The sequence below is a fragment of the Stenotrophomonas sp. 169 genome (genome assembly GCF_014621775.1).
Taxonomy (GTDB): domain Bacteria; phylum Pseudomonadota; class Gammaproteobacteria; order Xanthomonadales; family Xanthomonadaceae; genus Stenotrophomonas.
In genome coordinates this window covers 418792-439012 of sequence record NZ_CP061204.1, presented here as the reverse complement: position 1 = coordinate 439012, position 20221 = coordinate 418792, and the positions used below count along the sequence as shown (strand labels likewise).

General features: G+C 66.2%; 17 protein-coding genes and 1 pseudogene. 12 read left to right on the top strand and 6 right to left on the bottom strand.

What is annotated here, in order from left to right; genetic code table 11:
* Positions 1 to 6 precede the first annotated feature (6 nt).
* Positions 7 to 1383 carry a transglutaminase-like domain-containing protein gene (locus ICJ04_RS01835; RefSeq protein WP_223203028.1) on the bottom strand — a complete coding sequence of 459 codons (1377 nt, stop codon included), beginning with the start codon at positions 1381 to 1383 and terminating at the stop codon, positions 7 to 9.
* A 260-nt stretch (positions 1384 to 1643) separates the two neighbouring features.
* Between ICJ04_RS01835 and ICJ04_RS01830 the strand changes: the two genes are divergently transcribed.
* The 7 genes from ICJ04_RS01830 to ICJ04_RS01800 all read left to right on the top strand — a co-directional run bounded on the left by ICJ04_RS01830 (position 1644) and on the right by ICJ04_RS01800 (position 9197).
* Positions 1644 to 3101, top strand: a complete 1458-nt coding sequence (locus ICJ04_RS01830; protein WP_188325866.1) for an SH3 domain-containing protein — start codon at positions 1644 to 1646, stop codon at positions 3099 to 3101.
* Positions 3101 to 4195 (top strand): dipeptide epimerase, encoded by a 1095-nt coding sequence (locus tag ICJ04_RS01825; protein WP_188325865.1) that lies wholly within the window; start codon positions 3101 to 3103, stop codon positions 4193 to 4195. The genes ICJ04_RS01830 and ICJ04_RS01825 overlap by 1 nt, the downstream gene beginning before the upstream one ends.
* A gap of 106 nt (positions 4196 to 4301) precedes the next feature.
* On the top strand, positions 4302 to 5150 hold the full coding sequence (locus ICJ04_RS01820; RefSeq protein ID WP_188325864.1) for a MurR/RpiR family transcriptional regulator: 849 nt from the start codon (positions 4302 to 4304) through the stop codon (positions 5148 to 5150).
* A 12-nt stretch (positions 5151 to 5162) separates the two neighbouring features.
* Positions 5163 to 5936 (top strand): L,D-transpeptidase family protein, encoded by a 774-nt coding sequence (locus ICJ04_RS01815; RefSeq protein WP_188325863.1) that lies wholly within the window; start codon positions 5163 to 5165, stop codon positions 5934 to 5936.
* Positions 5933 to 7237 carry an APC family permease gene (locus ICJ04_RS01810; protein ID WP_188325862.1) on the top strand — a complete coding sequence of 435 codons (1305 nt, stop codon included), beginning with the start codon at positions 5933 to 5935 and terminating at the stop codon, positions 7235 to 7237. The genes ICJ04_RS01815 and ICJ04_RS01810 overlap by 4 nt, the downstream gene beginning before the upstream one ends.
* 326 nt (positions 7238 to 7563) lie before the next feature.
* Positions 7564 to 7908, top strand: coding sequence for a hypothetical protein (locus tag ICJ04_RS01805; protein ID WP_188325861.1), 345 nt, complete (start codon positions 7564 to 7566; stop codon positions 7906 to 7908).
* Between the two features lie 134 nt (positions 7909 to 8042).
* The gene (locus tag ICJ04_RS01800) at positions 8043 to 9197 is read left to right on the top strand and encodes a PQQ-dependent sugar dehydrogenase (protein ID WP_188325860.1); all 1155 of its coding nucleotides are present in this window, start codon (positions 8043 to 8045) and stop codon (positions 9195 to 9197) included.
* Between the two features lie 66 nt (positions 9198 to 9263).
* On the opposite strand, the gene ICJ04_RS01795 is transcribed toward ICJ04_RS01800, so the two are convergent.
* The 5 genes and pseudogenes from ICJ04_RS01795 to tsaD form a co-directional block, all read right to left on the bottom strand.
* Positions 9264 to 9878 carry a hypothetical protein gene (locus ICJ04_RS01795; protein ID WP_188325859.1) on the bottom strand — a complete coding sequence of 205 codons (615 nt, stop codon included), beginning with the start codon at positions 9876 to 9878 and terminating at the stop codon, positions 9264 to 9266.
* A gap of 133 nt (positions 9879 to 10011) precedes the next feature.
* Positions 10012 to 12186 (bottom strand): glycoside hydrolase family 3 N-terminal domain-containing protein, encoded by a 2175-nt coding sequence (locus tag ICJ04_RS01790; protein ID WP_188325858.1) that lies wholly within the window; start codon positions 12184 to 12186, stop codon positions 10012 to 10014.
* Between the two features lie 141 nt (positions 12187 to 12327).
* Positions 12328 to 13590 (bottom strand): mechanosensitive ion channel domain-containing protein, encoded by a 1263-nt coding sequence (locus ICJ04_RS01785; RefSeq protein WP_188325857.1) that lies wholly within the window; start codon positions 13588 to 13590, stop codon positions 12328 to 12330.
* Between the two features lie 105 nt (positions 13591 to 13695).
* A complete protein-coding gene (gene folB, locus ICJ04_RS01780; protein WP_188325856.1) occupies positions 13696 to 14052 on the bottom strand; it encodes a dihydroneopterin aldolase in 357 nt (118 codons plus the stop codon).
* A gap of 223 nt (positions 14053 to 14275) precedes the next feature.
* A pseudogene (gene tsaD, locus ICJ04_RS01775) lies at positions 14276 to 15298 on the bottom strand (tRNA (adenosine(37)-N6)-threonylcarbamoyltransferase complex transferase subunit TsaD); the annotation flags it as partial.
* A gap of 168 nt (positions 15299 to 15466) precedes the next feature.
* On the opposite strand from tsaD, the gene rpsU reads away from it, so the two are divergent.
* From rpsU to ICJ04_RS01750, 5 genes are all read left to right on the top strand, one after another.
* Positions 15467 to 15682: a 30S ribosomal protein S21 gene (gene rpsU, locus ICJ04_RS01770; protein ID WP_002808376.1), complete on the top strand. Its 216-nt coding sequence runs from the start codon at positions 15467 to 15469 to the stop codon at positions 15680 to 15682.
* A 141-nt stretch (positions 15683 to 15823) separates the two neighbouring features.
* Positions 15824 to 16270, top strand: a complete 447-nt coding sequence (locus ICJ04_RS01765) for a GatB/YqeY domain-containing protein (protein WP_188325854.1) — start codon at positions 15824 to 15826, stop codon at positions 16268 to 16270.
* Positions 16271 to 16530: 260 nt separating this feature from the next.
* Positions 16531 to 17379: a YihY/virulence factor BrkB family protein gene (locus tag ICJ04_RS01760; RefSeq protein ID WP_223203027.1), complete on the top strand. Its 849-nt coding sequence runs from the start codon at positions 16531 to 16533 to the stop codon at positions 17377 to 17379.
* A 60-nt stretch (positions 17380 to 17439) separates the two neighbouring features.
* Positions 17440 to 19176 carry a DNA primase gene (gene dnaG / locus ICJ04_RS01755; RefSeq protein WP_188325852.1) on the top strand — a complete coding sequence of 579 codons (1737 nt, stop codon included), beginning with the start codon at positions 17440 to 17442 and terminating at the stop codon, positions 19174 to 19176.
* Positions 19177 to 19209: 33 nt separating this feature from the next.
* Entirely contained in the window at positions 19210 to 20181 is a 972-nt protein-coding gene (locus ICJ04_RS01750; protein ID WP_188325851.1) for a bile acid:sodium symporter family protein, read from the top strand.
* Positions 20182 to 20221 lie beyond the last annotated feature (40 nt).

Below are 20221 nucleotides of genomic sequence, written 5' to 3'. Positions count from 1 at the left end.
AGGTGCCTAGGGTGTCGCGCTGGGTATGCCGCCTGCAGGCAGTACCTGCCACTGGAACCGGTAGTCCCATTGGTCGAAGTACAGGTTGCCGCCTGCCCACTCGGCCTCGCCGCGCTGCGAGTCCACCGTTTCCGAGCGGAAGTGCTGTTTGGCCGGCACGAAGGGCTGGCCGAAATCATCGTTGAACGCGATGCGGTAGCCATCCAGGCCACCAAAGTAGAAGTCGCGCAGCACCGGATCCGTGCTGTCCAGCGCACCGGTGGTGACATCCATCGGCAGCCAGCCATACGGCGCCAGATAGACCGCGCCCCAGTCGTGCAGGTTGCTGTAGCCGGTCGCGTTGTCGGAGAACACCATGCCGGACTGCCACCGCGCCGGGATGCCGTTCATGCGCAGCAGGGTGATCAGCAGCAGGGTCTGCTGGCCGCAGTCGGCGTGGCCGGCCTGCAACGCATGCTCGCTGATGTTGCTCAGCGTTGAGTATTCGCGCGCACCGGCCCACGGGATCTGGTCGACCGCGTTGAACAGCAGGCGCGCCACTTCATACGGGCGGGTCTCGCCCTGCAGCACCCGCTGCGAGTACGCGCGCAGCGCGGGGGTGAAGCGCACATGCGGTGCGTGCTCGGCGAGGTAAGGCGCCAGGGCAGCATCGTGCGGCGTGGGCTGCACCGTGGAGGGATCGATGGCGGTGTGCCGTGCGCTCACGGTCAGGGCATAGCGGATTTCGAACTGCGTCGGCTGGCCGGCAACCGCCTTGGCTTCCAGATACGCCGTGCGCTGTTGCGTGTCCGCAGGCGCGATGCGCGCCCCGGCAGGACGGCTGCCGATCCACTGCAGATGCTCCTGCTGTCCCAGGATCTCGCGCGGATACGGAATCCATGCACGCACCGTTTCACCCGCCGGCACGGCGTCGGCCTTGACCACCAGCGATTGGGTGACCGCCACCCGCTGTGGCAATACGAACGCCGTGGGGTTGCCGCGTGCTGCCGCGATCACCTGCGCGTGGTACGAGCTGATCGATTCGAACGGACCATCCACCGGCATCGGGGCGTCCGCACGGCGACGGGCACGTGCCTCTTCGCTCAGGCGGAACAGGTTGGACGGCGCGCGATTGAAGTACCAGCGCTGGCCATCGATATCCAGGTGCTCCAGCCGCCCCTGCGCGTCCCAGCGCGCGAACTCCTCGTCGCGCAGGTCCGGAATCCAATGCCGCAGTTTCTCTTTCGCCGCACGATCGTCCAGGCTGAAATCCAGACGGATGCGGCGCATGCGCTCCTGCTGGAACCGCAGCGCCTCCGCCCCGGCCACGTCGGTCGCGGGCGTGAGCGCAAGCCGAGACTGCACTGCCTGCTGCGCTTCGCGGAAACGGCCGTTGTCGATCATCGTCACCACATCGCCGGTCACATCGGCCGCAGGCGCCTGGGGCACGCTGCCGGCTACCGGTGCGCACACGATCACCGCGCACAGGCAGGCCATGGCGGACGGCAGCAGTTTGCGAACGACGGTATCCACAGCGACACTTCCCCAGCGCAGGTGGTCATCGCTGTGTAACACGCACGGGGCATCGGGTCAATAATTTATTCTTGCGTTCCCTGCGAAAAGGAATAACTATTCCATAGGCTATCAACGAGGGTGACCGCCGCATGGTCCTGGCTTCCCGTCTCACGTGCCGCTGGCAGGCGCCAGCGCTTGCGCTGGTGTTGTGCCTTGGCAGCCTGCCCGCGCTGGCAGGCACCGCCGCGCCGCTGCCAGCCCCCGATCCGGGCCCCGCCCTGCCCTACATCGTGGGGCTGCATGAGGCCTACCTGACGCCCCAGTACTGGGCGGCACGGCTGCCCGATGCGGATGTGCCGATGCTGGACCGTGCACAGGTCGACGCACAGAACGCGCGCATGCGCCGCGAAGATGACCATATCCAGGACATCGCCCGGTTGCCTGCAGCGATCAGCGCGGCGCAGCTGCGGGCATCGATCGTCGCGCTGTCCAGCTGGCCGGCGCGGCCCCTGCACGATAGCCACGGCACGCTGGTGTCGTCGGCGCTGCGCCAGGACATCGAGGCCAACCTGGCGCTGGACGCGCTGCCCGCCAGCACCGCACCGCAGTACGGCCTGGTGGTGCACCGCGCGGCGCTGCGCACGTTCCCGACCCGCCAGCGTGTCTTCAGCAGCAGCGAAGGCACCGACATCGACCGCTTCCAGGAGTCCGCGCTGTTCCCGGGCGACAAGGTCGCAGTGGTCCATCGCAGCGCCGATGGCGCGTGGTTGTTCGTGCACAGCGAACGCTACAGCGCGTGGATCGAAGCCCGCCACGTGGCGACCGGTCGCAAGGACACCGTGCTGGGCTACGGCGCGAAGGGCCCGTATCGGGTCATCACCGGCGCGGTGGCGCATACCGCGTTCACTCCCGAAGAACCGCGCGTGTCCCGCCTGCAGCTGGACATGGGCGTGCGCCTGCCGGTGCTGGCCGACTGGTCACCTGCGCAGCCCGTGAACGGCCAGCAGGCGCATGCCAGCTGGGTAGTGCAACTGCCGGTGCGCGAGGAAGACGGCACGTTGCAGTTGGTGCCGGCACTGCTGCCGCGCTCGCAGGACAGCAGCGCCGACTATCTGCCACTGACCCCGCGCCTGTTGCTTGCGCAGGCCTACAAGTTCCTGGGTGAGCGCTATGGCTGGGGTCACGACTACGACACACGCGACTGCAGCGGCTTCGTATCGGAGATCTATCGCAGCTTCGGCGTGCTGCTGCCACGCAATACCAGCGCGCAGGGGATAAGCCCGGCCCTGGACCGCACCGCCTTCACCGCGAAGGACGACGCCGCCACGCGGGATCGCGCCGTCGCCGCCTTGCGGGTCGGCGACCTGGTGTACATCCCGGGTCACGTGATGATGGCCATCGGCCACGTCGACGGCCGCACCTGGGTGATCCATGACACCGCCGGTGGCAGCTGGAAGGGACCGGATGGCGTGCGGGTGCAGGCGCATCTGAACGGTGTGTCGGTGACGCCGCTGGAGCCGATGATGGCCAGCGACACCCTGCGCTACATCGACCGCATCACCAACATCCAGCGGCTCCGGCCGCCTACCTCGCCGCAGAGTCCTTGATGAAGATCACCGATATCGAACTGGGCATGCTGCGCGTGCCCTTGAAGACCCCGTTCAAGACCGCCCTGCGCACCGTGGAGACCATCGAGGACGTGGTGGTGATGGTGCGCACCGACAGCGGCCACACCGGCTACGGCGAGGCGGCGGCGACCGCGGTGATCACCGGCGATACGCACGGGTCGATCATCGAAGCCATCCGCCATTTCATCAAGCCGCGCCTGATGGGCCAGGAGGTGGCCAACCTCAACCGCCTGTGCGCGCTGGTGCAGACCTCGATGGAGCGCAACAGCAGCGCAAAGGCGGCGGTGGAGATCGCGCTGTACGACCTGTGGGCGCAGCTGCATGGCGCCCCGCTGTACCAGATGCTGGGCGGCGGCGATCCGGTGATCACCACCGACATCACCATCAGCGTGGACTACATCGACAAGATGGTGGCCGATTCCGTGTCTGCCCTGGATCGCGGATTCGAGTCGCTGAAGATCAAGGTCGGCAAGGACATCGGGCTGGATATCGAGCGGGTGAAGGCGATCCACGCGGCTGTGCAGGGCCGTGCCCTGCTGCGGCTGGATGCGAACCAGGGCTGGACCGCCAAGCAGGCGGTGCACGCCATGCGCACGCTGGAAGACGCCGGCGTGGTGCTGGAGCTGCTGGAACAGCCGGTCAAGGCCGCCGACATCGCCGGGCTGAAGTACGTAACGGACCGCGTGAACACGCCGGTGATGGCCGATGAGAGTGTGTTCAGCCCGGCGCAGGTGATCGACCTGATCCAGCAGCGCGCCGCCGACATCGTCAACATCAAACTGATGAAGACCGGCGGGCTGTCCAACGCCATCCGCATCGCCGACATCGCCGCCATCCACGGCGTGCCGTGCATGATCGGCTGCATGATCGAATCCAGCATCAGCGTCGCCGCAGCGGTCCACCTGGCGGTTGCCAAGAGCGATGTGATCACCAAGGTCGACCTGGACGGCCCCTCCCTGGGGCAGTTCAATCCGGTCAGCGGCGGCGTCACGTTCAATGAGTCGGAGATCAGCATCAGTGATGCCCCGGGATTGGGGATCACCGAAGTGCGCGGGCTGGAGATGCTGGCGTGAACACGCACGCGCAATGCGAAACACCGCGCGCGGCGGGAACCACCGCGCTGCCTGACCGAATCGCCGCCGAGCGTGGCTCGGCGCTACGCGACGCGTTGGACGCTGCATGCCACCGCTGCTGAAAATCCGCGCCGAACGTGGGCAGATGTCGGCGATCGAGCGGCGCATCGCGGATTTCATCCTCGACAACGCCCACCTGCTGCGCGACTACTCCTCGCAGCAGCTGGCCAGCGCGCTGGGCATCAGCCAGTCCAGTGTGGTGAAGTTCGCGCAGAAGCTCGGCTTCAAGGGGTATCCGGACCTCAAGTACTCCATCGGCCAGGACATCGCGCGCAGCGGTGCGCCGGCCTCACTAGCGCCTGCCGTGGCCAGCGGCGTGGACGGCTACACCCGCATCGCGCAGGCGCTGCAGGCCAGCAAGGCCGCCGCCGAAGACGAAACGCGCGCGGCCAACCCGCAGTCCGATGTCGAGCGCATCGTCGCCCTGATCGACGCGGCGCCGAAGCTGTTTGTCTACGGGCTGGGCGATGACGGCCTGTATGCCCGCGAGTTCGCGATGCGCCTGTCGCTGCTGGGCATGTTGGTGGTGCACCATGCCGATCCCATCCTGATGCTTGCCAACCTCTCCGCGGCCCGTCCGGGCGATGTGATGCTGGTGTTCTCCGAGTTCGGCAAGCTGCCCCAGTTGTCGATGCTGTCGCGCCAGTTCCAGGATGTCGGCGGCAAGGTGGTATCGATCACCCGGCATACCGCCAACCCCCTGCGCGCCCATGCCGATGCGTCACTTGCCGTCTGCGCGGAAGATCGCGCGGCGCACGTGGCGCAGGTGCTGTACCGTTCTTCCTTGCAGTCGCTGCTGGATTTTGTTTTCGTGCTGTTGTGCGAGGCCAATCCGGACCGCAACCGCCAGTTGGCGGTCAACCTGGAACGCATCGAACACCTGCTGGATACCTGACCGGAGCTGCCCATGAAGTCGCTGTTGCGTTGCCTGACCATCGCGGCGCTGTCGCTGGCCGGTCCCGTTGTCGCCGGCACGCCCTTGCACGGCGCCGATCAGCTTGTGGTGGTGACCAGCGAGGGGTGGGACAGCACACAGGGGCGCCTGCAGGCGTACGCGCGCACCCGCAGCGGATGGAAGGCAGAGGGTGCACCGTTCGACGTCGCGTTGGGCCGCAGTGGCAGCGCGTGGGGCCTCGGCCTGCATGACGCGGACATCGACACGACGGCCCCCCAGAAGCGCGAAGGCGATGGTCGCAGTCCTGCCGGTGTGTTCGCGCTGGGTACCGCCTTCGGCTACGCCGCGCAGGCCGATACGAGGTGGCCGTGGCAACCGATGCGCGAGAGCAGCTACTGCATGGACGTGCCCGACTCGCCGTACTACAACCGCATCGTCGATGCAGACACCGTGGGCGCAGATGCGGTGGAAGGCTCCACCGAGCCGATGCGACTGGACCTGCACAAGAACGGCGACATCCGCTATCAGCAGGGCTTCGTGATCGCGCATAACCCGCGCAACGTGCCCGGCCAGGGCAGCTGCATCTTCGCCCACCTGTGGCGCACGCCCGGTGAGGCGACGGCCGGCTGCACGGCCATGACGGCGGCACACATGCAGGCGCTGCTGGCCTGGCTGGACCCACGGCAGTCGCCGCGCTTCGTGCTGTTGCCACGGGCCGCATATGCGCGACTGCAGGACGCGTGGCAGCTGCCTGCGTTGCCGCCCATCGCCAAGGCCCAACCGTGAGCGCGGCCGATACCGAGCCCACCCCGAGCCTGCAGCGCGCGGTCAGTCGCTGGCAGATCGTTGGCCTGTCCATCAACGATGTCATCGGCAGCGGCATCTACCTGCTGCCCGCTGCGACGGTGCTGCTGCTCGGCCCGTTCAGCCTGTGGGGCGTACTCGCGGCAGGCGTGGTCGTCGCCCTGCTGGTGCTGTGCTATGCGCAGGCCGCGAGTTACTTTGACGAACCCGGCGGCAGCTATCTGTACGCACGCGAGGCCTTCGGCCGGTTCGCTGGCTTCGAGATCGGCTGGATGATCTGGCTGACCCGCATCAGCTCGGCCGCGGCCCTGAGCAACGCGCTGGCCGATGCCGTGGCCCGCTTCTGGCCCATGGCCGGCAGTGGTGGCGGACGCGTCGCGGTGATCGTGCTGTCGCTGGCCTTCCTGACCGGGATCAACATCGTCGGCGTGCGTTCTGCCGCGCGTACCGGCGTGGTGCTGGTGATCGGCAAGCTGGTGCCGCTGGTGTTGTTCGTGGCCATCGGCGCGTTTTACATCGATCCGCAGCTCGCCTTCTCCGGTCAGCGCCCGGACCCGCATGACCTGCAGCGGATGGGCGAAGCGGCGCTGTTGCTGCTGTACGCGTACGCCGGATTCGAGAACATTCCGGCCGCCGCGGGTGAGTATCGCAACCCGCGGCGTGACATCCCGTTCGCTCTGATCACCATGATCATCACCGTCACCGTCATCTATGCAGCGGTACAGATCGTGGCGCAGGGCACGCTGGTGGGCCTGGCGGGGTCTGCGACGCCGCTTGCCGATGCGGCGGCCGGCTTCGGTGGCGAGGCACTGGCCCTGATCCTGACCGTGGGGGCGACGATCTCGATCCTGGGTACGAACAGCAACACGATGATGATGGGGCCGCGCTTCCTGTATGCGTTGGCGGCCGATGGCTATGGCCCCAAGGTGCTGGCGCAGGTGCATCCACGCTTCCGCACGCCTGCGGCGGCGATCCTGTGCCAGGGTCTGATTTCGTTGGCGTTGGCGTTGAGTGGTTCGTTCGTGCAGTTGGCGCTGCTGTCGATGACGACGCGTCTGTTTGCCTACATCGGGACCGCTGCCGCCGTGCTGGTCCTGGCGAAGCGCTTTGCCGACCGTCCCGGTGCGTTGAAGCTGCCGGGCGGCCCGGTGATCCCGGTGCTGGCGCTGGTGCTGTGCCTGGCGCTGTTCGCCAGCGCGAGCTGGGCGAACATCTTGGCGGCGCTGGCCGCGTTCGCGGTGGGCGCGGTGATCTATCTGTTCCCCCGCAAAGCGGAGCAGTAACCCACGCGGTATCCATGACGCGCCCGGCTGCATCCGCTTGGTAGAGCCGACTTCAGTCGGCTGCACCAGCTCGGTAGAGCCGACTTCAGTCGGCTGCATTTCGCGCAAGATCAGCCGACTGAAGTCGGCTCTACCAGAGCAGGAGCAAAAGCAGCCGACTGAAGTCGGCTCTACCAAAGCGGTGGCAGCGGCGGGGGTGGCATGAGCAGCACGGGCGCAAGCCACCACCTGCCGGCTGCACGTTGCGCTCACGCCGTGGGCCCGGGGCGTTAACCGCCGCTCCGCCATGATGCAGCCTCACTCATGACCAAGACGGAGCCCACCCAATGAGCCCCGATTATCAGATCCCCGGCCGCGTGCCGGACGACGGTGTGCAGCGCGATACGTTCTCCACTTACTGGCGTGAGCGCTATCCGAGCGAGCCGTACTTCGATGCCAACTCGGCCTTTGATGAGTACGAGCCCGCCTACCGCCTCGGCCATCAGTCGCGGGCACAGGATGTCATCCGTGCCTACGAAGAGGTTGAGCGTGAGCTGGAAACGCGCTGGGCCGCCGAGCGCGGAGAGAGCCGCCTGGAGTGGCTGCAGGCGCAGCATGCCGTGAAGCGTGGCTGGGAAGATGCATTGCTGGCCGATCCGCGGCTGGGCAAGGATCCGAAGCGCGGCCTCTGATCACGACTGCGACATGATGGTCCCCGATGCGCCCCTCAGTGGGCGCATCGTCGTTTCCGCGCCGCGCACGGTGTGCACGACGGGGATGGTATACAGAAGGGGTTGGCCATCCGCGTCCCCGTCTGGAGATACCCATGACCCGTAAGTTGCTTCTCACCCTCGCCATCGGCTTGACGCCGGTGTTCGTCACTACCGCCTGCAGTGCGGCGGCACCCGATGCACCGGCCCCCCCTGCGACACCGAAGACACAGGCCGCGTTCAACAGCACGGAGTTCGCCCGCTTCGATGAGCCGTGGGCCATGGCCTTCCTGCCCGACGGCAGCCTGCTGGTGACCGAGAAAGGTGGCCGACTGCAGCACTTCGATATCGGCACCAAACAGAAGCACGAAATCAGCGGCGGGCCGAAAGTAGCCTACGGCGGCCAGGGCGGCTTCGGCGATGTCGTGCTGCATCCCGCGTTTGCCAGTAACCAGCTGGTTTATCTGAGCTACGCCGAACAGGGCAGCAACGATACCCGCGGTGCGGCCGTGGCGCGTGCCAAGCTGGTACTTGATGGCAAGGGCGGCGGCACGCTGCAGGACCTGTCGGTGATCTGGCGGCAGGATGCGAAGGTCAGCGGCAACGGCCACTACGGCCACCGCATTGCGTTCGGCCCGGATGGCAAGCTCTGGATCACCTCCAGCGAGCGGCAGAATTTCGATCCCGCACAGGATATGAAGAGCAATCTCGGCAAGCTGATCCGGTTGAACGACGACGGCAGTGTGCCGGCAGACAACCCGTTCGTTTCGCAGGGTGGCGTCGCCGCGCAGGTGTGGTCGCTGGGCCATCGCAACATGCTCGGCATCGCGTTCGACGGCAGCGGCAAGCTGTGGGTGCACGAGATGGGCCCGGCTGGCGGCGACGAGTTGAACCTGATCACCCGCGGCGAGAACTACGGGTATCCGATCGTCTCCAATGGCGACCACTACGATGGGCGGCCGATCCCGGACCACAGCACGCGCCCGGAATTCGCGGCGCCGAAGATCACCTGGAATCCGGTGATTTCGCCTGCCGGCTTCATGATCTACAGCGGCGACCTGTTCCCCCAGTGGAAGGGCAGCGGCTTCATCGGCGGCCTGTCGTCGCAGGCGCTGGTGCGCGTGACGTTCGACGGCGAGAACGCGCGTGAAGCGGAGCGCTTTGACATGGGCGCTCGCATCCGCGAAGTCGAGCAGGGCCCTGACGGTGCGGTGTGGATCCTGGAAGATGGCAAGGCCGGCAAGCTGCTGAAGCTGACCCCCAAGGGCTGAGCAACCGGGGTCGGATCCCTTTCGCAGCGCGAAGACGATCCGACCCCGCCCCTCGCGGGACGCGCGTTACTCCTGGATGGTCACGACCTTCACGTCGCTGCGGCTGCATGCCTGATCGACGCACGTGCCGTTCAACCAGACCTGGCCGCTGCCGATCATCACGCCCTGCTGGTTCGCGAACACGGTGTCGAAGGACTGCGCGGCGATCGCCTGCGCTACCGGCGTGGTGATGATCTGTGCGTAGTCGCGCTGGAACGCTGCAGCATCGGCGATTTCGCGCTTGCCGGCTGCGGTTTCGACACGCAAGGGATAGCGCATCAGCGTGGCGACCGCGGCACGGTCTTCGCTGGCAACGCCCTGCTGCAGCGCCTTGAATACGCGTTCATAGCTGTCCGCATCCCCAAGCACCCGCTCGATGCGGGTACGCGCTTGGCCGGCATCCTGCGCTGCGGCGTCCGCCGGTGCGTTGGGCCCGGACTCCACGGCAGACGCAGTGCGGTCGTCGGGTGCAGCCGTCATCGGCGGGGGCGTCGGCGTGTCAGGCCGTGCAGGCGCTGCGCCCGTCATCGGCGGCGGCGCGGCTTCGTCAACAGCCGGTGGCGCGGTGGACGGGCTGCAGGCGGCCAGCAGCAAGGGGCTGGCAAGCAGCAACGGCAATGAGAAACGTCGTGTCAGGCGCATCGGTGACTCCGTCAGAATCGGTCGCCACCAGCCTAGCCCGGCCAACGTGAGCCGGGCATGCATGAGGGGCCGCAGACGCGTGCGCGCCGTGTTGGCAGACCCGTGCAACGCGCCCGCAGGCGCGTTGATCGCGTCAGCCCGCGAGCAGCTCGAACTGCACCGGTGAACCACTGATCGCCGAGGCACACACCCACAGGTCGAACAGCCCCGGCTCCGCGCGCAGCACGTTGTCGCGACCGGTGAACTCCAGCTGCGAACGGTGCACGGTGAACGCCACCTCGACCGACTCGCCCGGCTGCAGCATGACCTTGCGGAAATCCTTCAGCTCACGCACCGGGCGCACACGGCTGGCAACGCGGTCATGCACGTACAGCTGCACCACTTCTTCGCCGGCCACGCTGCCGGTGTTGGTCAGCGTGGTGGTGACGGTCAGCGTGTCATCCCAGCCCAGGCGGGCTGCACTCAACTGCGGTACGCCATAGGCGAAGCTGGTGTAGCTGATGCCATGACCGAACGGGTACAGCGGCTCGTTCGGGATCTCGCGCCAGCGTGCCTTGAACTCCGACATGGTCGGCAGTTCCGGGCGGCCAGTACGCGGATGGTTGTAGAAATAGGGCTGCTGGCCGGACACCTGCGGGAAGCTCACCGGCAGACGTGCGGACGGATTGTAGTCACCGAACAGCACATCGGCCACGGCGTGGCCAGTCTGCGTGCCCAGATACCACGTGATGGCCACGGCCTGCGCATTGCGCACCGCGCCCTGCAGGGCCAGCGCGCGACCATTGCGCAGCAGCACCACCAGCGGCTTGCCGGTCATCGCCACCGCTTCGGCCAGCGCCTGCTGCGCGGGCGGCAGGGTGATCTCCACGCGCGACTGCGCTTCGCCGCTGTACCGCTGCGGTTCGCCCAGTGCCAGCACCACCACGTCGGCGCGCAGGGCAGCCGCTACCGCTGCTTCGATGCCACCGCTGACGGCCGCTTCGAGGTCACAACCCGGCACCACTTCCAGCTGCGCGTCGTCGGCGATGGCCGCGCGCACGCCGGTTTCCAGGTCGACATAGCGTTCCTTGTCACCGAACAGCGTCCAGCAGCCTTCGATGTTCTCGCGGTCCTGCACGAACGGGCCGATCAGCGCGATCTTCTGGCCGGTCTTGCGCAGCGGCAAGGCGGCGTGTTCGTTCTTCAGCAGCACGATGGAGCGGCGCGCCGCATCACGCGAGAGCGCGTCATGGGCCACGATGTGCGCGTCATCGGCTTCGCGTGCCGGATCCAGCGAACGGTACGGGTTGTCGAACAGGCCGATGGTTTCCTTCAACCACAGGATGCGACGCACCCCTTCGTCCAGCACCGACATCGGCACTTCACCACTTTCCACCAGGCCCGGCAGGTGTTCGGCATAGAAGCCGCTCTGCATGCTCAGGTCCAGCCCGGCGGTGAATGCCTTGGCCGTGGCGTCGCGGTCGTCGGCGGCATAACCGTGTGCCACCAGTTCCATGTCGGCGGTGTAATCGGAGATCACCACGCCGGGGAAGTTCCACTCACCACGCAGGATGTCGGTCAGCAGCTCCGCATTGGCACTGGCGGGCACGCCGTTGATGTCGTTGAACGAGGACATCACGGTGACTGCACCGGCATCGAAGGCGGCCTTGAACGGCGGCAGGTGCACGTCGCGCAGGGTCTGCGGCGAGATGTCCACCATGTTGTATTCCATGCCCGCCATCACTGCACCGTAGGCAGCGAAATGCTTCGGCGTGGCCAGCAGTGCGTCGTCGGCACGCAGGTCATCGCCCTGGAAACCGCGCACGCGGGCAGCGGCGAACGCACAGCCCAGCACCACGTCTTCGCCCGCGCCTTCCGCACCACGGCCCCAGCGCTGGTCGCGTGCGATGTCCACCGCCGGCGCATAGGTCCAGTGCAGGCCGGCGGCCGTCGCTTCCACCGCCGTGGCACGCGCGGTGCGGCGGGCCAGGTCGGGCTCGAAGCTGGCTGCTTCACCCAGCGGAATCGGGAACACGGTGCGCATGCCGTGGATGACATCGGCCGCCAGGATCACCGGAATGCCCAGGCGGCTTTCTTCCAGCGCAACCTGCTGGATGCGGCGGCCCAGTTCGGCGCCCACGCCGTTGAACAGCGAGCCGACCTTGCCTTCACGGACCTGCTGCAGCACCTGGTCGGCGTTGCTCACGTTGGCTTCCGGGTTCACATCCGGTGCAAAGGGGCGAACCATGTCGGCGAACACGCCCAGCTGACCCACTTTTTCTTCCAGGGTCATCTGTGCAATGAGGGATTCGATACGTTCGGAAGCCACCGGGTGTCCTTGATGTAAACGTTTTCAGTGCCGACATTCTATCGGTATCGGGTCCATATGTGCGCATCTTCTGCGTTCATGTGGACCCGGTCTGTGCGTTTGGCCGCAGGGCCAGGGGGTCAGATTAAAGCACCCGGCCTATCAGCGGGCAGCGTCGCGGGCGGTCATCAGCATGGCGTCGCTGGATGACTGGAATACGCGCAGGCCGAAGGCCGGCAGTACCGCCAGCAAATGGTCGAAGATGTCGGACTGCACGCCCTCATATTCCACCCATGCCGTGCTGCGGGTGAAGCAGTACAGCTCCAGCGGCAGGCCCTCGGTGGTCGGCTCCAGCTGGCGCACCATCAGGGTCATGTCCGTATTGATACCGGGGTGGCTGCGCAGGTAGCGGTCCACGTACGCCCGGAACGTGCCCAGGTTGGTGACCCGGCGGCTGTTGATCTCGTCGGCGCCGCGTTCGCGAAGCTCGGCATTCCAGGCTGCCAATTCCTCTTCCTTGGTCTTCAGGTAGTCGCCCAGCAGCGCGAAGTGGCCGATGCGGGTGCGGACTTCCGGCGCCATGAAGCCGACACTGTGCTGGTCCAGGTACAGCGAGCGTTTGATCCGCCGTCCACCGGACTCCTGCATGCCGCGCCAGTTCTTGAAGGACTCGGTCACCAGCTTCTTGGTCGGGATGGTGGTGATGGTCTTGTCCCAGTTCTGCACAGTGACCGTATGCAGGGCGATATCGATGACATCGCCATCGGCATTCTGGCTGGGCATTTCGATCCAGTCGCCCAGGCGGATCCGGCCGTCGCCGCTGATCTGCACGCTGGCGACCAACGACAGGATGGTGTCCTGGAAGACCAGCATGAGGACCGCGGTGGCGGCACCCAGGCCGGTCACCAGGTAGCGCAGCTCGACACCGGCGAGGGTGGCCACGATCGCCAGGCCGGCGATGGCGAAGATGACGATCTTCGCCACCTGCAGGTAGCCCTTGATCGGCTTGTTGCGCGCGTCCGGCCGACGCTCGTACAGATCGTTGGCGGCGTCGAGCGCATGCGATATCGCCAGCGAGACGGTCAGGATCGCCCATGCCTGGCAGGCGGCGACGATGAAGGCGACCAAGCCCGCCGGCAGGTCCGGTACATAGGTGATACCGGAGGCGATGACCTGGCTGGGTACGACGTTGGACAGGCGTGCGATCACCCGCATGACGTTGCTGCCACGGCCGGAATCGGCACCGGGCAAGCGGGCGATCAGGCGACGCAGGCCGCGCAGCAGGATGCGCTTGGTGACCCAGTTGGCGACGAACGCGGCGATCACCAGCGCCGACAGCATCAGGCCGAGATACGCACCCGGGTAGGGCGCCAGGGAATCCTGCAGCTTGTCCAGCCAGTTCACGATTACTACCGCATCCACCATCAGTTGTGTCTCCTGCTGTTCAGTTGTGTTTCGGGTTGTCGGGGGTGTGTGCCGGGAGATCGCGTGCCGACTGAAGTCGGCACTACCGGTCGGCACTACTGGCCGTCAGGGCGCGCGTTCGCGCTCGATGATCACGCCGACGGCACGGGCGCCGCGTACGGCACCGGGCTTGCTGAGTTTCAGCCGCAGCCAGTGCACATCGAACTCCTGCAGGACGATCTCGGCACAGCGCTCGGCCAGGGTTTCCACGAGGCCGAAGTCAGAAGCACGCACGTACTCTTCCAGCCGCTTGCTCACCGCCTTGTAGTTCAGCGTGTGCTCGATGTTGTCGCTGGCAGCCGGGCGGCGATTGTCGAAGCCCATTTCCAGGTCGAACACCAGCGTCTGGCGGATACGGCGCTCCCAATCGTAAATGCCGATCAGGGCGTCGATTTCCAGCCCTTCGATGAATACCTTGTCCATGCCCGATGCCCAGCGAATGAGGCGGCCATGGTAACGGGACCGGGCGTGGGGTGCAGGGACGGGGCGTGAACGGGTAGCCCGCTGCGACGGCTCATTCGATCATTTCAGGCGCTGCCGGGCCATCACGGCCAAGCGTCGGAAACCGGTTGATCGATGAACTTCAACTTGTCACGTTTGTACAAGGCGTATGCGACATGCGCTGATCAACAACCGCGTTTCCTTACACAGCCGGCAGCGTCGCCATGTCCCAACGAGGAGTGACGTCCACGCGCGGCGGAGTGTGCTGGCCGGCCTGCAGCCGCAGCGCGCCGGCGAAGGCGATCATCGCGCCGTTGTCGGTGCACAGCGCCGGACGCGGAAAACAGGCACGGCCGCCCAGCTTGGACGCCATCTCCTGCAGGCGCACGCGCAGGCGTTTGTTCGCCCCCACGCCACCGGCCACGACGATGACATTGGTGCCTGCCGCCTCCAGCGCGCGGCCGCATTTGATCACCAGTGTTTCCACCACCGCGTCTTCAAAGCCGCGGGCGATGTCGGCACGGGTCTGCTCGGTCTGGTCACTGTCGCGCCATGCCAGCAGCACCTGGGTCTTCAATCCGGAAAAACTGAAATCCAGCCCGGGCCGGTCGGTCATCGGCCGCGAGAAGCGGAACGCACCCGGACGCCCCTGTTCGGCCAGCGCGGCCAACTGCGGACCGCCCGGATACGGCAGCCCCATCATCTTGGCGGTCTTGTCGAAGGCTTCGCCGGCGGCATCGTCCAGGGTCTCGCCCAGCAAGCGATACCGGCCGATGGCGTCCACCGCCACCAGCTGGGTATGGCCACCGGATACCAGCAGCGCCACGAACGGGGCCTGCGGCGGGTCGTCTTCCATCAGCGGAGCCAGCAGATGGCCTTCCATATGGTGTACACCCACCGCCGGCACGTCCAATGCCCATGCCAGCGAACGGGCCACGCCGGCGCCGACCAGCAACGCGCCGACCAGCCCGGGGCCAGCCGTGTAGGCCACCCCGTCGATGTCGTTGACGCCCATCCCGGCCTCGTCCAGCGTCTGCCGGATCAGCGGCAGCAACTTGCGCACATGGTCACGGCTGGCCAGTTCAGGCACCACGCCGCCGTACTCGGCGTGCAACGCGATCTGGCTGTACACCGCGTGGGCGCGCAGGGCCTCGATGCCGGTCAGGTCGGTGTCATACACCGCCACGCCGGTCTCATCGCACGAAGATTCAATACCCAGGACTCTCATGTGGTGTATTATGCGCCCCCTGCGTGCTCCTCAGGGGCGATGCAGTCCCTTGAGATGCAAGAAAACCGGCCCGTATTCAGGCAGGGGCGCTTGCAGTTTATCGAACCGCCGCTATAATGTGCGGCTCGCCGGGTATAGACCCGGTTCTACACAGTGTCCGGAGATTCCATGCCCAGCGTCAAAGTCCGCGAGAACGAACCTTTTGAGTTTGCTCTTCGCCGCTTCAAGCGCACTTGCGAAAAGGCCGGTGTGCTGGCCGAAACCCGTAAGCGCGAGTTCTACGAAAAGCCGACCCAGGAACGTAAGCGCAAGGCTGCTGCTGCAGTAAAGCGTCAGCTGCGCCGTTCGTCGCGCGACGTTACCAAGCGTCAGCGCCTGTACTGATCGGACGCACTCATGGCGACAGGTCCTGCCTGTCGCGGTGAGGTTGAAGCCGGCACGCGCAAGCGTCGCCGGCTTTTTGCGTTCCCGGGAATCCGTTCCCGATGCCCCTATCTGCCCGACCATCGACACACGAGGTGCCCCATGAGCATGAAGCTGCAGCTCAACGACGACATGAAGGCCGCCATGAAGAGCGGCGACAAGCACACCCTGGGTGTGGTCCGCCTGATCAAGGCCGCCGTCCAGCAGAAGGAAGTGGACGAGCGTATCGAACTGGACGACGTGGCCGTCATTGCCGTGCTGGACAAGATGGTCAAGCAGCGCAAGGACTCGATCAGCCAGTACGAAGCCGCCAACCGCGAAGATCTGGCACAGATCGAGCGCGAGGAAATGGTGGTGATCGAGCGCTACCTGCCGGCCAAGATGGGCGAAGCGGATATCATCGCGGCGATCCAGGCGGCCGTTGCCGAAACCGGCGCTGCCAGCCCGGCCGACATCGGCAAGCTGATGGGCGCGCTGAAGCCGAAGCTTGCCGGCCAAGCCGATATGGGCCTGGTGTCCAAGCTGGTCAAGCAGCAGCTCGCGGGCTGACGTAAACGCCTGCGCACTTCTGCCCTGGTGGCGCCGCGCCACCCTCGGCGGACAGGGTCAGAACGCTTCAAGGGAAAGCCGCCGAGCAGGGCTCGGCGCTACCTTCGCTTCGCGCTTCACCCTTTCTTCGACCTGCGGCTGGTAAAACAGCCCGCATGTCCGATCCGACCCACACCCCCGCGGCCCCCGCCGCCACCGCGCACAGCCCTGTGCCCGCGCCGCTGCGCAAATATGTCGACCGGCTGCAGCGCAGCTTCCCGATGGCGGTGATCAACCGCTTCATCGAAGTCGACGTGCTGAGCCAGGCCGCCGCAGTCTCTTTCTATGCCTTGCTGTCGATGGCCCCGCTGCTGGTGCTGCTGCTGTGGCTGACCGCCTCGCTGTATCCGCCCGCACAGCAGGCGCTGGTTGATCAGATCGCAACGGCGGCCGGCAGCAGCGTGGCGACGGTCGCCGAGACCGTGCTGAAGAACGCCGACAACCAGCCCAACATCGGATCGCTGGCCGGCATCTGGAGCACGTTGTTGTTGTTCATCGGTGCCACCGCGGTCTTCGCGCAGTTGCAGAACGCACTGAACCTGATCTTCCGCACCAGTGGCGAGCGCCTGGATGGCTTGGCGGCGTGGCTGCGCAAGCGTGTTTTCTCCTTCGGCGTGGTGCTGGCGCTGGGCTTCCTGCTGGTCGTCTCCATGACCGCCACCACGATGCTGCAGGTGGCGTTTGCCCAGCTGCCCTCGCTGCTGCCGGCACTGGGTTACCTCAGCACCCTGCTGCTGTACACCGTGGCCTTCGCCTTCATGTACCACTACCTGCCCGACCGGCGCGTGGCGTGGCGACAGGCCTTCATCGGCGGCGCCATCACCTCGGCGCTGTTCGCCTTGGGTCGCTACGGCATCGGCGTATACATCGCCCAGGTTGCGCCGGGCAGTGCGTATGGATCAATGGGCGCGCTGGTGATCTCGCTGGTCTGGATCTACTACGCGATGGTGGTGTTCTTCGTGGGTGCGGTGATGACCTCGGTGATCGACGAGCGCCTGCGCGCGCGCACCCATCTGGCCGCCGCCGGCATCACACCGCCAGAGCCGGGCGAGACCGTCGCCAACAGGTAAACTAGGGGCCTGATCTTTCTGCCCCGCGCGGCCGCCCTGGCCGTGCACCTGCTGGTGGCCATGGCCCGCATCCCCGACGCGTTCATCGACGACCTGCTTGCCCGCTCCGACATCGTCGAAGTGGTGGGCAGTCGCGTTCCCCTGAAGCGCCAAGGCAAGGAATACGCGGCACGCTGCCCGTTCCATGACGAACGCTCGGCCTCGTTCACGGTGTCCCCGACCAAGCAGTTCTATCACTGCTTCGGCTGCGGCGCGCATGGCACCGCGATCAGCTTCCTGATGAATTACGACCGCCTCGAGTTCCTCGACGCGGTGGACGAGCTGGCCAAGCGGGTCGGCATGGAAGTGCCGCGCAACGAGAACCCGCGCAACGCGCAGCAACAGGATGAGGGGCGCGAACTGTATTCGGCCCTGGACGCTGCCGCGCGCTTCTTCCAGAAGAATCTGGAGGACAGCGAGAAGGCACGCAGCTATCTGGACGGCCGTGGCGTGGACGAAGAGAACCGCGCGCGCTTCCAGATCGGATATGCGCCGGATGGCTACAGCGGGCTGCGCGATGCACTGGGCAAAGACGAGCGGCGGATGAAGCTGCTGGACCGCGCCGGCCTGTTTTCCAAGAACGACCGCGGCCATGTCTACGACAAGTTCCGCGACCGGGTGATGTTCCCGATCTTCGACCGCCGTGGCCGGGTGATCGCCTTTGGTGGCCGCGTGTTCGAAAAGGACGATGGCCCGAAGTACCTCAACTCGCCGGAAACCGCGCTGTTCCACAAGGGGCGCGAGCTGTACGGGTTGTGGCAGGTGCGCCAGGCCAACCAGAAGATCGAACGGTTGATCGTGGTCGAGGGCTACATGGACGTGGTCTCGCTGTTCCAGTTCGGCGTCACCCAGGCGGTGGCGACGCTGGGCACGGCGACCACGCCGGACCACGCCGAGCTGCTGTTCCGCAACGCGCCGGATGTGTTCTTCTGCTTCGATGGCGATGCCGCTGGACGCCGCGCGGGCTGGAAGGCGCTGGAATCGGTGTTGCCGCGCATGAAAGATGGCCGACAGGCGTTTTTCCTGTTCCTGCCCGACGGCGAAGATCCGGACACCATCGTGCGCAAGGAAGGCGCCGAGGCCTTTGATGCACGGCTGAAGGCGGCCACGCCGCTGTCGCAGTTCTTCTTCGACGAGCTGTCGCGCGAGATCAACCTGGGCACGCTGGACGGCAAGGCACGTCTGGCTGAGCGGGCCAAGCCGATGCTGGCGCAGATCCCGGATGGCGCCTTCGGTGACCTGATGAAACAGCAGCTGTCGGTGGTGACCGGGCTGGGTGCCAACGCTGCCCAGCGCGCGGTGCCGCAGCCGCGACTGGCTGGTCGCCCGATCGCCCCGGTAGCCAAACGCAGCCTGGTGCGCGCCGCGATCGCGATCCTGCTGCAGCAACCCTCGCTGGCGATGTCCCTCGGCGGTCGCCACCATTTCCATGGCCTGCGACTGCCCGGCGTGGAGCTGCTGCTGGAGTTGCTGTCGCTGGTCGAGCAGCGTCCGGACATCAGCACCGGCGCCTTGCTGGAGCACTTCGACGGCCGCGAGGAGCAGGCATCGCTGCATACGCTGGCCGCGCAGAGCATGGCGGGCGATGAAACCCTGTGGACCGAAGAGCTGCACGACGCGGTAGGTCAGCTGGAGAAGCAGCTGTTGTTCCAGCGCATCGAAGACCTTAACGCCAAGCAGCGACAACACGGCTTGGACGATACTGACAAATTCGAAATGCGCGAGCTGCTCAAGGCCCGCGCCAGCCTGCGCATCTGATCGCGTGGGCACCCGCCAAGGAGCCTGCCCGACATGACACGCTGGTGGTCGCGACTGCGACCGGACAACTTCACCCTCGCCCTGCTCGGCACCGTACTGCTGGCCTCACTGCTGCCGATGACCGGGGCCGCGGCGATGGTCCTGGATGATGTCACCAATGTAGCGATCGGCCTGCTGTTCTTCCTGCACGGCGCGCGACTGCCGCGCGAAGCGGTGATCGGCGGCCTGCTGCACTGGCGACTGCACCTGCTGATCCTGGCCTGCACGTTCGTGCTGTTCCCGTTGATCGGGCTGCTGTTCCATCCGCTGTCCGGGTGGCTGCTGACGCCTGAGCTTTACCTGGGCGTGTTGTTCCTGTGCACCCTGCCCTCCACCGTGCAGTCGTCGATCGCGTTCACTTCGATGGCGCGCGGCAACGTGCCGGCAGCCGTGTGCAGCGCGTCGCTGTCGTCCATCCTTGGCGTGTTCCTGACGCCGCTGCTGCTGACCGCACTGGCCGGTACGCAGGGCGGCATCCACAATCCGCTGGAGGCCATCGGCGGCATCATGCTGCAGTTGCTGGTGCCGTTCGTGGCCGGCCATCTGCTGCGACCGTGGATCGCCGGCTGGGTGGAACGCCAGCGCGCGCTGCTGCGCTACACCGACCAGGCCACCATCCTGCTGGTGGTGTATTCCGCCTTCGGTGCGGCGGTGACCGAGGGCCTGTGGTCGAAGACCCCGCTGCTTTCACTGTTCACCGTGGCCGTGGTGGCGGCGGTGATCCTGGGCATCGCGATGCCGCTGATCACCTTCATCGCGCGCCGCCTGAAATTCAGTCGCGAAGACGAGATCGCGATCGTGTTCTGCGGCTCGAAGAAAAGCCTGGCCACCGGCATTCCGATCGCCAAGGTGCTGTTTGCCGGCGGCAGCCTCGGCGCGATCGTGCTGCCGGTGATGATCTACCACCAGATCCAGTTGATCGTGTGCGGCATCATCGCCCAGCGCTACGCCAGAGAAACCCGATAACCCGGTAGCGCCGAGCCATGCTCGGCGGCTGTTTGCATGA

Excerpts from the sequence above, each read along its gene's own strand:
- ICJ04_RS01795 (WP_188325859.1), bottom strand. The coding sequence starts at position 9,878 with ATGCGCCTGACACGACGTTTCTCATTGCCGTTGCTGCTTGCCAGCCCC.
- ICJ04_RS01835 (WP_223203028.1), bottom strand. The coding sequence starts at position 1,383 with ATGATCGACAACGGCCGTTTCCGCGAAGCGCAGCAGGCAGTGCAGTCT.
- ICJ04_RS01825 (WP_188325865.1), top strand. The coding sequence starts at position 3,101 with ATGAAGATCACCGATATCGAACTGGGCATGCTGCGCGTGCCCTTGAAG.
- ICJ04_RS01815 (WP_188325863.1), top strand. The coding sequence starts at position 5,163 with ATGAAGTCGCTGTTGCGTTGCCTGACCATCGCGGCGCTGTCGCTGGCC.
- dnaG (WP_188325852.1), top strand. The coding sequence starts at position 17,440 with ATGGCCCGCATCCCCGACGCGTTCATCGACGACCTGCTTGCCCGCTCC.
- ICJ04_RS01785 (WP_188325857.1), bottom strand. The coding sequence starts at position 13,590 with ATGGTGGATGCGGTAGTAATCGTGAACTGGCTGGACAAGCTGCAGGAT.
- rpsU (WP_002808376.1), top strand. The coding sequence starts at position 15,467 with ATGCCCAGCGTCAAAGTCCGCGAGAACGAACCTTTTGAGTTTGCTCTT.
- ICJ04_RS01820 (WP_188325864.1), top strand. The coding sequence starts at position 4,302 with ATGCCACCGCTGCTGAAAATCCGCGCCGAACGTGGGCAGATGTCGGCG.
- folB (WP_188325856.1), bottom strand. The coding sequence starts at position 14,052 with ATGGACAAGGTATTCATCGAAGGGCTGGAAATCGACGCCCTGATCGGC.
- ICJ04_RS01800 (WP_188325860.1), top strand. The coding sequence starts at position 8,043 with ATGACCCGTAAGTTGCTTCTCACCCTCGCCATCGGCTTGACGCCGGTG.
- ICJ04_RS01765 (WP_188325854.1), top strand. The coding sequence starts at position 15,824 with ATGAGCATGAAGCTGCAGCTCAACGACGACATGAAGGCCGCCATGAAG.
- ICJ04_RS01830 (WP_188325866.1), top strand. The coding sequence starts at position 1,644 with ATGGTCCTGGCTTCCCGTCTCACGTGCCGCTGGCAGGCGCCAGCGCTT.
- ICJ04_RS01805 (WP_188325861.1), top strand. The coding sequence starts at position 7,564 with ATGAGCCCCGATTATCAGATCCCCGGCCGCGTGCCGGACGACGGTGTG.
- ICJ04_RS01760 (WP_223203027.1), top strand. The coding sequence starts at position 16,531 with ATGGCGGTGATCAACCGCTTCATCGAAGTCGACGTGCTGAGCCAGGCC.
- ICJ04_RS01750 (WP_188325851.1), top strand. The coding sequence starts at position 19,210 with ATGACACGCTGGTGGTCGCGACTGCGACCGGACAACTTCACCCTCGCC.